This window comes from Tardiphaga sp. 768_D3_N2_1 (assembly GCF_052076105.1).
GTDB lineage: Bacteria > Pseudomonadota > Alphaproteobacteria > Rhizobiales > Xanthobacteraceae > Tardiphaga.
This window is the reverse complement of the sequence record NZ_CP197245.1, coordinates 5,917,478-5,931,257: the sequence shown is the minus strand read 5'-3', so window position 1 is coordinate 5,931,257 and position 13,780 is coordinate 5,917,478. Positions and strand designations below refer to the sequence as shown.

Annotated in this window: 9 protein-coding genes; 8 read left to right on the top strand and 1 reads right to left on the bottom strand. The window is 62.6% G+C overall.

Annotation, left to right across the window (positions count from 1 at the left end; genetic code table 11):
- The first annotated feature begins 56 nt into the window (after nt 1-56).
- Nucleotides 57-1,925 carry a dihydroxy-acid dehydratase domain-containing protein gene (locus AB8A27_RS27900; protein ID WP_441244675.1) on the top strand — a complete coding sequence of 623 codons (1,869 nt, stop codon included), beginning with the start codon at nt 57-59 and terminating at the stop codon, nt 1,923-1,925.
- 99 nt (nt 1,926-2,024) lie between these two features.
- Here AB8A27_RS27900 and AB8A27_RS27895 read toward each other — a convergent pair whose 3' ends face one another.
- Nucleotides 2,025-2,369 carry a hypothetical protein gene (locus tag AB8A27_RS27895; RefSeq protein ID WP_441244674.1) on the bottom strand — a complete coding sequence of 115 codons (345 nt, stop codon included), beginning with the start codon at nt 2,367-2,369 and terminating at the stop codon, nt 2,025-2,027.
- A gap of 457 nt (nt 2,370-2,826) precedes the next feature.
- On the opposite strand from AB8A27_RS27895, the gene AB8A27_RS27890 reads away from it, so the two are divergent.
- From AB8A27_RS27890 to AB8A27_RS27860, 7 genes are all read left to right on the top strand, one after another.
- A complete protein-coding gene (locus AB8A27_RS27890) occupies nt 2,827-3,552 on the top strand; it encodes an outer membrane protein (RefSeq protein ID WP_441244673.1) in 726 nt (241 codons plus the stop codon).
- A gap of 189 nt (nt 3,553-3,741) precedes the next feature.
- Nucleotides 3,742-5,889, top strand: a complete 2,148-nt coding sequence (locus AB8A27_RS27885; protein WP_441244672.1) for a methyl-accepting chemotaxis protein — start codon at nt 3,742-3,744, stop codon at nt 5,887-5,889.
- Nucleotides 5,890-6,008: 119 nt separating this feature from the next.
- Nucleotides 6,009-7,061, top strand: coding sequence for a biotin synthase BioB (gene bioB / locus AB8A27_RS27880; RefSeq protein WP_441244671.1), 1,053 nt, complete (start codon nt 6,009-6,011; stop codon nt 7,059-7,061).
- Between the two features lie 87 nt (nt 7,062-7,148).
- Entirely contained in the window at nt 7,149-8,213 is a 1,065-nt protein-coding gene (locus AB8A27_RS27875) for an MBL fold metallo-hydrolase (RefSeq protein WP_441244670.1), read from the top strand.
- A 176-nt stretch (nt 8,214-8,389) separates the two neighbouring features.
- Nucleotides 8,390-9,619: a 5-aminolevulinate synthase gene (gene hemA / locus AB8A27_RS27870; RefSeq protein WP_441244669.1), complete on the top strand. Its 1,230-nt coding sequence runs from the start codon at nt 8,390-8,392 to the stop codon at nt 9,617-9,619.
- A 29-nt stretch (nt 9,620-9,648) separates the two neighbouring features.
- Nucleotides 9,649-10,137: a GlpM family protein gene (locus tag AB8A27_RS27865; RefSeq protein WP_441244668.1), complete on the top strand. Its 489-nt coding sequence runs from the start codon at nt 9,649-9,651 to the stop codon at nt 10,135-10,137.
- Nucleotides 10,138-10,250: 113 nt separating this feature from the next.
- Entirely contained in the window at nt 10,251-13,769 is a 3,519-nt protein-coding gene (locus AB8A27_RS27860; RefSeq protein WP_441244667.1) for a NahK/ErcS family hybrid sensor histidine kinase/response regulator, read from the top strand.
- The last annotated feature ends 11 nt before the right edge of the window (nt 13,770-13,780 follow it).

The following is a 13,780-nucleotide window of genomic DNA, read 5'->3' as shown; positions in this document are numbered from 1 at the left end:
GGCGGCGGTGTATTCAAACCTCGCAGATCAAGAACGCCGTCAGGAAGGAATTCGTCGTGTCCAAGTCGCCCGTCGTCACCATCGACAATCATCCCGGCCGCTCCGCGCAGACCATTGGCATGGCGCGCGTGCTCGGCACCGATGAAACGCTCATTCATGAGCCGTCGGTGGGCGTGGTCGGCACCAAGGGCGACAGCCAGTGCTATATGGGCGTGATGTCCAAGGTGGACGCGATCCATGAGAGCCTGAAGCGCCGCATCGGCCGCGGCAAGGGCCAGCTCCCCTATCGCCTGGTGCAGCCGGAATACACCATTGCGACCTCGGACGGCATCCGCAACGGCACCCGCGAGATGCGCTATTCGCTGATCGGCCGCGAAGTGACCAATGATGCGCTCTCCGAGCATCTGAGCGCCACCGGCCTGCTCGGCACCATCGCCGTGGTCGCCTGCGACAAGCCGCCAGTCGGCACGCTGGCCGCGCTGCTCGAACATAACGAGCCGGCGATCATCATGTCGGACGGCTCGATCCATCCCGGCGAGGATCCGAAGACCGGCGAGAAGCTGGACATCGTCAGCGCCTATCAGGTCGCCGGCAGTCCAGACGCGGAATATCGCCACCACATCGCCTGCCACGCATGCCCCGGTATCGGCAGCTGCGGCGGCATCTTCACCTATAACACGATGCAGACCTTCATCGGCGTGGTCGGCATGCAGCCGCTGCACATGGTGGCGCCGCCGTCCGACGATCCGCGCCGTCTGAAGGATTTTCCGGAGCAGCTGGTCGGCTATCTCTCGAACATGATCGCCAAGGGCATCAAGCCGCGCGACATCGTCAGCCGCGACTCGATCCGCAACGCGGTGATCGTGTCGCTGGCGATCGGTGGCTCGACCAATGTGACGCTGCATGCGCCGGAAATCGCGCGCGCCGCGGGCTTCAGTGACTTCTGGAAGGAAGTGATGACGCCGGCCGAGTTCAACTATCTCTCGCAATATGTCGTGCCGGTGCTCACCGACGCGCGGCCCTATGGCAAATATTCGATGGTGGACATCGACAATGTCGGCGGCGTGCAGGTGATCGTGCGCGAACTGATGGAAGCGGGCCTGATCAATGGCGACGTGCTGACCTGCACCGGCGAAACACTGGCCGAGCAGATCAAGCGCCTCGAGACCAAGCCGGCGGACGGCAAGGTGGTCTACAAGGTCGCCAATCCCTACAAGCCGACCGGCGGCCTGCGCGTGCTCGGCGGCAACCTGTCGCCGGAATTTTCCGCTATCCTCAAGCTCGCCGGTGTCGAAGGCGGCCTCGAGGACAATTGCTTCCGCGGCACCGCGCGCGTGTTCGAAGGCGAGCGCGGCCTGATCGCAGCGCTCGACAAGCATCCGGAGAAATTCCAGAACCACGACATGGTCATCGTTCGCTACGACGGCCCGGTCGGCGCGCCCGGCATGCCGGAAATGCTTGACCCGACCTCGCGCATCACCACGCTGTGCCGCGAGCGCAATATCGTCGTCGGCCTGATGACCGATGCGCGCTTCTCCGGCGGCTCGGTGGGTCTGGTGATCGGCCATGTCGGACCGGAAGCGGCGCTCGGCGGCGCCATTGCGCTGGTGGAAGACGGTGACGAGATCGTGGCCGATCTCAACATCAACGAGCTCAACTGCACGGAGCTTCAGGACGCTGCCGTCTACAGCAAGCGCAAGGCAGCATGGGACAAGGTGGTCGCCGACAATGGCGGCATCCATCCGAGCTGCGGCGAAGCCGACACACGCCTGCTGCATCGCGCACGCCAGACGGCGGTGCCCGCGACCCGTGGCGCCGGCCTGCATCCGAACCGCGAAGTCTGGGTGCGCAATGCGCGCGAAGCCACGCGCTCGGGCTTCACGCCGAAGAACAAGCATCGGCCGGAAGCCAACAAGGCCTTCTAGACCTTTGGACTGGCAGTCAGGGCCGGGTTTGCTGCGAAGCTCCCGGCCCGAACGATTTCCGCTTCCATCGGCTCTTCCCAAAGCCGCCAGCCGGATATCCTAGCCCTCACCCGCTTCAAGCATTTTGAGCGCCTCGCGGTTATCGGCGGCACGCGCATCGTCGATGTAAGCGACGAGCAGCCGGTTGATGGCGACCGAATCAAGCAGCCTGAATTCGCGGGGCCTGATCCAGCCATCGAAATAGCGGTCGATATAACCGATGGGGCTATCGCGCTCTTCCACCCAGTTCGGCCCGATCAGGCCCTGGGGGCGCAGTTCCCAGTAGCAGGAAATGAGGTGGCCGCCCTGAACAGAGTGGCCAAGGATTCGCTGACCGTCGCGTGGCGCCTCACTCATCGGCCGAAGGAAGTGGCCGTACTCACGTAAAATCCGGTCAACCTGCATGCAACGCGATTCCATTCACGGAGGCGCCGACCGGCACCGCGCAAACATGTAACGGATCGCGCGTTTTTTGTTTCCCATGACAGACCGGGTCGCGTCATCACGCAGCCGGCATTCGCACAGCAGCGCTGTCGAAATGTGTTCCAAATGTGGCGCGAGAGAAGTTGCAAGCGGTGCACATGAAGCGCTGTGGTTTTATCGATCACAATAAATCGATCTAGAGCAAAACCAAACTGCTGCGGGTTAGCGCTGAGTCCGCCAAACCTCTATAAATTAAGGCTTCTTTCAACTTTTATTAAGATGCCGATAAGCATGCCGATGCGCCAATCCGAATTGTGTCGGGTTGTCGATCGCTGTGGCGAATGGGTGACAGCATTTTACGCAAAAGCTGGCTAAGTCCACGCCCATAGACGGAGCGAACGCGCTCTCGCTCTAAAATGGTTTTCTGGAGAAGAAGAAAATGAAGAACTTCCTGATGGGCACCGTTGCCCTGATCGCTCTGGGCGCTTCGGTTCCGGCAATGGCCGCTGACCTGGCTGCTCGTCCCTACACCAAGGCTCCGGCTTACGTTGCCGCCCCGATCTACAACTGGACCGGTTTCTACATCGGCGGTCACGTCGGCGGCGCCTTCAACGGCTCGAACGGCTTCGGCGGCACCAGCGACAACTCGGACGGCCGTTTCCTCGGCGGTCTGCAGATCGGCGCTGACTACCAGTTCGCTCCGAACTGGGTTGTTGGTATCGAAGGTCAGTACAGCTGGGTTGGTTCGAACAACACCAACGTGCTGTTCGCCGGCACCGGCCTCACCTACAACCTGAACCAGAAGGGCCTCGGCTCGGTCACCGGTCGCATCGGTTACACTTGGGGTCCGGCACTGCTCTACGTGAAGGGCGGCTACGCTTACTCGGACTACAGCGAAACCCTCGTGAACGCTGCTGGCGCACCGGTTGCTTTCGCAGCTGGCACCAAGCATGACGGTTACACCGTCGGCGCCGGTCTCGAATACCTGTTCACCCAGAACTGGTCGGGCAAGGTCGAGTACCAGTACTACGACTTCGGCAAGACCCAGTTCTCGACCCCGACCGCTCTGGTTGCTTTCGGTTCTTCCAAGAACGACGAGCACACCGTCAAGGCCGGCCTGAACTACCGCTTCAACTGGGGTGGCCCGGTCGTCGCGAAGTACTGAGCTTTGCGCCTGATTTCAGGCTCTTAACTACGGAAAGGCCGGCGGAAACGCCGGCCTTTTTCGTTTTACCCTTTGGTAACCGCGCAAGCCCCGCGACAGCCAAGGGTTGCCGATTTACCCGAATGTTAACCCGGTACCTACATACTCTCTGCGCGATCCGCCACCAGGACGGTGGGCGTAGGGGGAATCATGGCACTGACGTCATTCATCGGAAAATTCGGACGGTTTCGTTTCTCGCGGCCCCGTTGGGGCATCCGCGGCAGCCTGTTCGCCGCCTTCGCGGTTATCGCGGGCATGGCGATCCTGATCAGTGCCGGCGCCGGCATGATTCTCGGTCAGCTCGGCGGCATGATGACGGACCTGAACGGCCGGGACATTCCGAAACTGACCGCCAGCCTTCAACTGGCCACCGCCAGCGAGAGCCTGGCCAGCCAGGGCCCGATGCTGCTGGCATCGAGCAGCGCCGAGGTTCTGAAGGAACGCTCGCAGCGCATGCGGGATACGCACAAGATTGCAGTCGAGAAGCTCGACACCATCGCCAAGCTCGGCGCCGACAAGGCCGTGGTCGCCGCGCTCGGTGACAGCGTGAAGAATATCGAGGACACGATCCGCAGTCTGGGCGCCGCGACGCAGGAAAAGATCGACGTCGCCGTCCAGCACGAGAAGCTCTACAACGCCATACGCGCCGCCGCGGATAACTTTGTCAGGAAGGCCGCCCCAGCGATTACCGACGCACAGGGCGGCATGGACGCCACCCTGCGTGCCGTCGTGTTCTCCGCCGAGGATTCCGGCGAAGCCTCCCGTATCATCGTGCAGATCGGCAGCGTGGTCGCCGACACCAACTTGATCTCCTCCGACCTGATGGCCGCCTTGTCCGCCGGCACCGGTGACGCGCTCTCCCCCATCGAGGAGAGTTTCAAGACGGCGCAGGAGCGCGTGCAGGGAAATCTCATCGCCCTCGACGGCGCCATCAGCAGCATCCCCGATCTGCGCAAAGCCGCCGAACAGCTACTCGCTTTGGGCAACGGCAAGAACGGCGTGTTCAAGATCCGCCAGAAGGAGATCGACACGCTGGAATACGGCGAACTCATCCTCGACGAGACGCGCAAGCTCAATGTCGGCCTCGGCATGAGCGTCAAGCAACTGGTCGACAAGGTGCGCAGCGAAACCGACGCCGCCACGACGCAGGCGCAGACGACAATCACGCTGGCGACGCAGGTGATGCTCGGTCTCGGCGCGCTGACGCTGATCGGATCGGCATTGTTCGTCTGGCTCTATGTCGGCCGCAGCATTCTGCGCCGCCTCGCGCAATTGCAGCGCGCGATGCAGCGGCTGTCCAGCGGAGATCTCGACACCGAGATCGCCCGCAGCCGCCAGCAGGACGAAATCGCGGCGATGGCGAGCACGCTCGAAGTGTTCCGCGACAGCATGATCAACGCCCGCACGCTCAGCGCGGAGCAGGATCAGGACCGCATCGCCAAGGGCGAACGCACGTCGCGCATCGAAGCCCGCATCGTTGACTTCGAGAGCAAGGTGCGGAGCGCCTTGGAAAAGCTGCAGACCTCGGCCGATTCCATGCAATCGACCGCGCAGAGCATGACGGCCACCGCCGATCGCTCCAGCGCTCTGGTCAGCGCCGTCGCATCGGCCGCCGAGGAAACCTCGGTGAACGTCCAGACGGTGTCGGCCGGGACCGAGCAACTGTCGTCATCGATCAACGAGATCAGCCGACAGGTCGTCACATCGACCGAAATCGCAGCAAAGGCCGTCAACGAGGCCGGCGAAACCGATGCAACGATGCAGGGCCTTGCCGACAACGCCAATCGCATCAGCGTGGTGATCGATCTGATCCAGACCATCGCGTCGCAGACCAACCTCCTGGCGCTCAACGCGACCATCGAGGCGGCACGCGCGGGCGATGCAGGCCGTGGCTTCGCCGTGGTGGCTTCCGAGGTGAAGAGCCTTGCGGATCAGACCGCAAAGGCCACCGACGAGATCCGCACGCAGATCGTGTCGATGCAGCAGGTCACTTCCACCGCCGTCGGAGCGATCCGCAACATCGGGCAGACCATCGCCGAGATCAATCATGTGAGCGCTGCCATCGCCACCGCCGTCGAACAGCAAGGTGCGGCAACACGCGAGATCGCGCGCAACATCCAGCACGCCGCCGGCGGCACCAGCGAAGTGTCGAGCAACATCATCGGCGTCAGCGATGCATCGACGCAGGCCGGCACGGCTGCCAATGACGTGCTCGGCGCCTCGGGCGAACTGCGTCGCGAGGCCGACGTTCTTCGCGGTGAAATCGACGAATTCCTGTCGAGCATCCGCGCCGCCTAAAGCGACAATCCAGCGCATGGCTGCACCCGGCCAGCGTCATTGCTCCAAACCTCAAAATCATGGACTGCTTTCACAGCAGCCCATGATCGGTGGCTGCGCAGAATGTAAGGATTGCGTGAATGCCCCCAACACCCTCTGCATGGACATCGACCGAGCTGCGCCACGACTGGCAGCGTCATGAAGCCCAGGCCCTGTATGACCTGCCATTCGCAGACCTGATCTTTCAGGCGCAGAGCATCCACCGCAGCAATTTCGATCCGAATCACGTCGAAACCGCGAGCCTGCTCAGCATCAAGACCGGCGGCTGCGCGGAAGACTGCGGTTATTGCTCGCAAAGCGCCCACTACAACACTGACGTCAAGGCGACCAAGCTGATGGATCGCGACGCCGTGATCGCCACGGCGCAGCGCGCAAAGGATGCCGGTGCGAGCCGCTTCTGCATGGCCGCAGCCTGGCGCAATCCCAAGGACAAGGATCTCGACCGCGTCTGCGACATGGTCAGCGCGGTGAAGGGTCTCGGCCTCGAGACCTGCGCGACACTGGGCATGCTCACGGAAGACCAGGCCAAGCGCCTGCAGGACGCCGGCCTCGACTTCTACAATCACAATGTCGATACCTCGCCGGAATTCTACGGCAAGATCATCACCACGCGGACGATGGAAGATCGCATCGAGACATTGGCGCGAGCGCGCCATGCCGGCCTCAAGGTCTGCTGCGGCGGTATCATCGGCATGGGCGAACAGGTCGAGGATCGTCTGGGCATGCTGATGTTGCTGGCGAACCTGCCGCATCATCCGGACAGCGTGCCGATCAATATGTGGAACGAGGTGAAGGGCGTGCCGGTCAACGACACCGCCGAACGCCCGGATCCGATCGCGCTGGTCCGCATGATCGCCGTGGCGCGTATCATGATGCCGAAGAGCGTGGTGCGGCTTTCCGCCGGACGGCAATATATGACCGACGAATTGCAGGCACTGTGCTTTGTCGCCGGTGCCAATTCGATCTTCATCGGCGATGTGCTGCTGACCACGAGGAACCCGCAGACCGACCGCGACGCCAACCTGCTGGACCGGCTCGGCATGACCTCGCGGCTCGACGAGGTCAGCGGAAAGAGCGCGCCGGCTGTGCCAGTTACCGGTTCGGTACAGGCCGATATGCGCGCCAGCGCATAAACCCATGCCCTGCGCCAGCCGAATTTGTGCTGGCGCAGGGGTCCTTGGCCCGCTAAGCCGGATGAAAAGGACATTGTGACAGAACCGATGCATTCGAAAACAGACGCCAGCGCAAAGCCAGCCGACGACCTCCGCTATCCCTGGGAGAACCATCCCGGTACTGATCAGGTGGCCGAAATCGCCCCGGGCGTCCTCTGGATCCGGCTCGACCTGCCGTTTCGTCTCAACCATGTGAACATCTATCTGCTCGCCGACGGCGATGGCTGGGCCATGGTGGATACCGGCATCGGCAATGACGCGACCATCGCTGCGTGGACGAAACTGTTCGAAGGTCCGCTGAAGGGCAAACCGATCAGCAAGGTGATCGTGACCCACGCGCATCCCGATCATGTCGGCCAGGCCGGCTGGATGGTGCAGCGGTTCAACTGCCCCTTCTATATGTCGCAGGTCGAATATCTGCAGGGCGTCTATCACCAGCACCGCCGCACCGAAGAGCGCATCGTCAATATGCGGCAGTTCTTCCATCGCCACGGCATGGATGCAGATATCACCGAGCAATTGCTCGGCCGCGGCCAGGAATATCTGAAGAAGACAGTGCCGCTGCCCGCAGCCTATCGCCGGCTGTCGGACGGCGACGATCTCGTGATCGGCACGCGCACCTTCCGCGTGCTCACCGGCGCCGGCCATTCGCCGGATCAGGTGATGCTGTATTGCGAGGCCGACAAACTGTTTCTGTCAGCCGATCAGGTGCTGAGCAAGATCTCGCCCAATGTCAGCGTCTGGGCGCATGAGCCCGACGAGAATTCGCTCGGCTCCTATCTGCATTCGCTGAAGCGTCTCGCCGATACGCTGCCCGACGATGTGCTCGTGCTCCCGGGTCACGGCGTGCCGTTTCATGGTCTCAAGATCCGCATCAAGCAGCTCGCCGACCATCACGAAGAGCGCTGCCAGATGATTGCCTCAGCGTGCAAGAATGCCGGCAAGACGTCTGCCGAACTGGTGCCGGTGGTGTTTCACAAGCACAAGCTGGACGCCCACCAGACCGGATTTGCCGCCGGGGAGTTGATCGCCCACGTCAATCACATGCTGGCGCAGAAGCGGCTGACCTCGACAATGGGCGCCGATGGCGTGTTGCGCTTCAAGGCGACATAGCCTGCGGTGAAGCGCCCGCAGCGCAGCAAAAATTCGTGAATGACCTCAGGCTGTTGATGCACATCAAAAGCCCCGGCGCTTGGTCAAATTGACCAATTGCGCCTCGACAGTCAGGCTGGAAAAGCTCTAAAACGCACCTGACGCAGGGTTCAGGTTCGGTTTTTGGGTCTTTTGCGATGGATTACAGCAAGTTCTTCACTGACGCGCTCAATCGTTTGCATGACGAGCGCCGCTATCGCGTCTTCGCCGATCTCGAGCGCATTGCCGGCCGGTTCCCGCATGCGATCTGGCACACGCCCCAAGGCCCGCGCAATGTCGTGATCTGGTGCTCCAACGATTACCTCGGCATGGGCCAGCATCCGAAAGTGGTCGGCGCCATGGTCGAAACCGCGACCCGCGTCGGCACCGGCGCCGGCGGCACCCGCAACATCGCAGGCACCCATCATCCCCTGGTCCAGCTCGAGGAAGAGCTCGCAGACCTCCACGGCAAGCAGGCGGCCCTGCTGTTCACCTCGGGCTATGTCTCGAACCAGACCGGCATTTCCACGCTCGCCAAGCTGATGCCGAATTGCCTGATCCTGTCCGACGCGCTGAATCATAACTCGATGATCGAAGGCATCCGGCAGGCCGGCTGCGATCGCGTCGTGTTCCGCCATAACGACGTCGCGCATCTCGAGGAACTGCTGAAGGCCGCCGATCCCGCGCGACCGAAGCTGATCGCCTGCGAAAGCCTGTATTCGATGGACGGCGACGTCGCGCCGCTGGCTGCGATCTGCGATCTCGCCGAACGTTATGGCGCCATGACCTATGTGGATGAAGTCCATGCGGTCGGCATGTATGGCCCGCGCGGCGGCGGCATCGCCGAGCGTGATGGCGTGATGCATCGCATCGATGTGCTCGAAGGCACGCTTGCAAAAGCCTATGGCTGCCTCGGCGGCTATATCGCGGCGAGCAAGGATATCGTCGATGCCGTGCGCTCCTATGCGCCGGGCTTTATCTTCACCACCGCACTGCCGCCGGCGATCTGTTCGGCCGCGACAGCCGCAATCAAGCATCTCAAGAGTTCGACCTGGGAGCGCGAGCGTCACCAGGATCGCGCCGCGCGTCTCAAGGCCATTCTGACGGCCGCCGGCATTCCGGTGATGTCCACCGACACCCATATCGTGCCGGTGTTCGTCGGCGATGCCGAACTCTGCAAGAAGGCCTGCGATCTGCTGCTCGAAGAGCATGGCATTTACATCCAGCCGATCAACTACCCGACCGTCGCCAAGGGCGCCGAGCGCCTCCGCATCACACCGTCGCCCTATCACGACGACGTGCTGATCGATCACCTCGCGGAATCGCTGCTGCAGGTGTGGGACCAGCTCGGCCTGCCCCTGCGCACCAAGGCGCTGGCGGCGGAGTAATCCTGGCCGCCAATGGTTGAAACACCGTCATGCCCGGGCTTGTCCCGGGCATCCACGTTTTTAGGATGTGGGTAGTGACAAAGACGTGGATGGCCGGGACATCTAGCGAAGCCGCGCTTCGCGCTTTGCCCGGCCATGACGAGTTTAAACGGCGCATCTACTCAAGCCGGACAATCGGAGACTTCCCCTTGGACATCATCTGGAAAGGTATTCTCGGCGGACTGCTCACCGCCCTGATTGCCTGGTTGTCCAAACGGGGCAACACGCTGCCCGGCATCCTGCCGCTGTTTCCGACCTTTGCGATCATTGCGCTTCTCATCGTCGGCGCAAAAGGCGACAGCGCGGGCTTCCGGGAAGCCTGCATGGCCGGTGCGAAGACCATTCCGGCCTATCTCGCTTTTCTCGGCATCTGCTATCTCGCGATCGGTACGTTCGATTACCGGCTCGCTCTCCTGGCCGGCGTGACCGCATGGCTGTTCATTATCCTGATCGCCTTTTTCGGCCCGCGCTGGATTTAACGACGATCCGGTATTCCCCGGCGTCCGGCCAAATCCCTGTCGCCTGCACCGGCGCAACCGGCTAGATTTTCGCCTGACGGACGGGCTTCAGCCCGCCAAAGGGAGCATGCAGGATGCTGCACGACTGGGGCGTGATCGTTGCCGCCCTCTGCTACATCGGATTTCTGTTCTGCGTCGCCAGCTATGGCGACCGGATCGGGCTGTTCCAGAGCGGTCGCGCCAAGGCCGTCATTTATCCGCTGTCGCTGGCGATCTATTGCACGTCATGGACGTTCTTCGGCTCGGTCGGCGTGGCCAGCCGAACCAGCGTGGATTTCCTCGCGATCTATGTCGGACCGATCCTGTTCTTCGCCTTCTTCTCGCCCGTGCTACGGCGTGTGATCCATCTCGCCAAAACCCAGAACATCACCTCGATCGCGGACTTCATCGCCGCGCGTTACGGCAAGAGCCAGGCCGTTGCCGCCACCGTCGCTGTGATCGCCATCATCGGCTCGGTTCCGTACATCGCGCTGCAGCTGAAAGCCGTGGCGTCATCGCTGGAAACAATCCTCGGCGAAGACAAGGCCATTGCCGGCGTTCCCATCGTCGGCGACATGGCACTGGTCGTGACGCTGGCCATGGCGATGTTCGCCGTATTGTTCGGCACAAGGCAGACCAATGCGACCGAGCATCAGCACGGCTTGATGCTCGCCGTGGCCACCGAATCCATTGTCAAACTGGTGGTGTTCATCATCGCCGGCGCCTTCGTGACATTCTGGATGTTCGGCCCCTCGGAGCTGATCGAGCGCGCGATGAAGACACCGGAGGCGATGCGCGCCATCACCTATGTGCCGTCATTCGGCAATTTCCTCACGATGGTGCTGCTGTCGTTCTGCGCCATCATGCTGCTGCCCCGGCAGTTCCATGTCAGCGTGGTGGAGAATTCCAGCGACTCCGAAGTGAGTCGTGCGCGCTGGCTGTTTCCCACCTATCTGATCGCCATCAACCTGTTCGTCATTCCGATCGCCCTGGCGGGCCTCGTGACCTTTCCGTTCGGCGCCGTCGACAGCGACATGTATGTGCTGGCGCTCCCGATCGAAGCCGGCTCCAGCGCGCTCAGCATGGCGGTGTTCATCGGCGGCTTGTCGGCTGCCACCGCCATGGTGATCGTCGAATGCGTTGCGCTGGCCATTATGGTGTCCAACGACATCGTGTTGCCGCTGGTCCTGCGGCGCGGCCCGCAGACGCAGAACGAGCAGACCGACTTCGGCAACTTCCTGCTCAAGGCAAGGCGGTTTTCGATCTTCGCCATCATGGTGATGGCCTATTTCTATTTCCGTGCGCTCGGCAATACGCAACTGGCCGCCATCGGCCTGCTGTCATTTGCCGCCATCGCGCAACTCGCTCCAGCTTTCTTTGGCGGGTTGATATGGCGGCGCGCGACGGCCCGTGGCGCCATGGGTGGCATGGTGGTCGGCTTCATCGTCTGGGCCTATACGCTGTTCATCCCGAGTTTTCTGGACGGCAGCACCGCGGGCGTTCTGTTCCTTCAGCACGGCCCCTTCGGTATCGACGCGTTGCGGCCGCAGGACCTACTCGGCACCGAACTGCCGCCGCTCCTGCACGGCACCCTGTGGAGTCTGTCGCTCAATATCCTGACTTATATCGTGCTCTCGCTGATGCGGGCGCCGTCGTCGATCGAACGGCTGCAGGCCGACGTCTTCGTACCGAACACGCTGGCGCCGATCACACCGGCATTCCGGCGCTGGCGGACCACAGTCACGGTGCAGGATATCCTCAGCACCGTGACCCAATATCTCGGACCGGAGCGCGCGCGTGAATCCTTCGACGCTTTCGCCACGCGTCGCCGTGTCGATCTCGATCCGGCGGCACCTGCGGATTTCGAACTGCTGCAGCACGCAGAATATCTGATCGCGTCATCGATCGGCGCGGCCTCGTCCCGCATGGTGATGTCACTGCTGCTGCGCAAGCGTACGGTGTCGGCCAAAGCCGCCTTGAAGCTGCTCGACGATTCCCATGCGGCGCTGCATTTCAACCGCGAGATCCTGCAGACTGCGCTCAACCACGTCCGCCAGGGCATCGCCGTCTTTAACCCCGACCTGCAGCTCATCGTCTCCAACCGGCAGTTCGGCGAACTGCTCGGCCTCCCACCGCAGATCGTACAGATCGGCATCCCGCTGCGCGAGATTCTGGAATTCATCGGCCTCCAGAGCGCGTCGCCTTATGGCGACAACGCGACGCTGACGCAGGCGCGGCTGGCGGCCTATACGACTGAGGGCGAGCCTTATCTGGAACGTCTTCAGGACCGCCAGATCGTCATCGAGGTCCGCACCAACAAGATGCCCGATGGCGGGCTCGTGCTCACCTTCTCCGACGTCACACCCAGCTTCGAGGCAGCAGAAGCGCTGGAGCGCGCCAATGCGACACTGGAAAAGCGCGTCCGCGACCGCACTGAGGAACTGACGCGCCTCAATTCCGAACTGGCGCTCGCCAAGAGCACCGCGGAAGACGCCAACATCTCCAAGACCCGCTTTCTGGCGGCCGCCAGCCACGACATTCTGCAGCCGCTCAATGCCGCCCGTCTCTACGTCACCAGTCTCGTCGAACGAAAGAGTGGCGGCGAGGACGCGCGGCTGGTCGAGAATATCGACGACTCGCTGGAGGCCATCGAGGAAATCCTCGGCGCGCTGCTCGACATTTCGCGCCTGGATGCGGGCGCCATGAGCCCTGCGATTTCCAGCTTCCGCATCGGCGACCTGATGCGCTCGCTCGAAATCGAATACGCGCCGATCGCGCGCGCCCGCGGCGTGAAGCTCACATTCGTGCCGTGCTCACTGCCCGTGGAATCCGATCGCCTGATGCTGCGGCGTCTGCTGCAGAACCTGATCTCGAACGCGATCAAATACACGCCGCATGGCCGCGTGCTGGTCGGCTGCCGGCGCCGCGGCAAGGCCCTGCAGATCGGCATCTACGATACCGGCGTCGGGATTCCGATTCTCAAGCGCGGCGAGATCTTCAAGGAATTTCACCGGCTCGAACAGGGCGCGCGGATCGCGCGTGGCCTCGGGCTCGGTCTGTCGATCGTCAAACGTCTCGCGCATGTGCTCAATCACGGCATCGCGCTGGATTCCAACCGCAGCGGCGGCTCGTTCTTCTCGGTGACGGTGCCGGTGGCCAAGGCGATCAATCACACCACCGCGGTCACGTCAGCGACGCCGCTGTCGAAGTCACCCATGTCGGGCACGCTCGTTGTCTGTATCGAGAACGACATGGCGATTCTCGATGGCATGAAGACGCTGCTGCAGGCCTGGGGAGCCGAGGTCGTCGCAGTCGCCGATCCGGAAGCCGCGATGAACGCGATTGCCGAAATCCAGGCCTCGGGCCGACGCCTCACGGGCCTGCTGGTCGATTACCATCTCGACCGCGGCAACGGCGTCGCCGCGATCCGGGAAATCCGCAGCCGCTTCGGCAAGGAAATCCCGGCCATCCTGATCACCGCCGATCGCAGCCCGCACGTGCAGTCAGCCGCGCGGCAGGACAAGATCGCGGTGCTGAACAAGCCGGTGAAGCCGGCGTCGCTGCGCGCTCTGCTCGGGCAGTGGCGCACGCAGCAGATGATCGCGGCGGAATAGGGCTCTGCCCT

What these genes read in the sequence shown, in the direction of transcription:
- AB8A27_RS27895 (WP_441244674.1), bottom strand. Translation starts at nt 2,369, where the DNA reads ATGCAGGTTGACCGGATTTTACGTGAGTACGGCCACTTCCTTCGGCCG.
- AB8A27_RS27890 (WP_441244673.1), top strand. Translation starts at nt 2,827, where the DNA reads ATGAAGAACTTCCTGATGGGCACCGTTGCCCTGATCGCTCTGGGCGCT.
- AB8A27_RS27885 (WP_441244672.1), top strand. Translation starts at nt 3,742, where the DNA reads ATGGCACTGACGTCATTCATCGGAAAATTCGGACGGTTTCGTTTCTCG.
- bioB (WP_441244671.1), top strand. Translation starts at nt 6,009, where the DNA reads ATGCCCCCAACACCCTCTGCATGGACATCGACCGAGCTGCGCCACGAC.
- AB8A27_RS27875 (WP_441244670.1), top strand. Translation starts at nt 7,149, where the DNA reads ATGCATTCGAAAACAGACGCCAGCGCAAAGCCAGCCGACGACCTCCGC.
- hemA (WP_441244669.1), top strand. Translation starts at nt 8,390, where the DNA reads ATGGATTACAGCAAGTTCTTCACTGACGCGCTCAATCGTTTGCATGAC.
- AB8A27_RS27865 (WP_441244668.1), top strand. Translation starts at nt 9,649, where the DNA reads ATGCCCGGGCTTGTCCCGGGCATCCACGTTTTTAGGATGTGGGTAGTG.
- AB8A27_RS27860 (WP_441244667.1), top strand. Translation starts at nt 10,251, where the DNA reads ATGCTGCACGACTGGGGCGTGATCGTTGCCGCCCTCTGCTACATCGGA.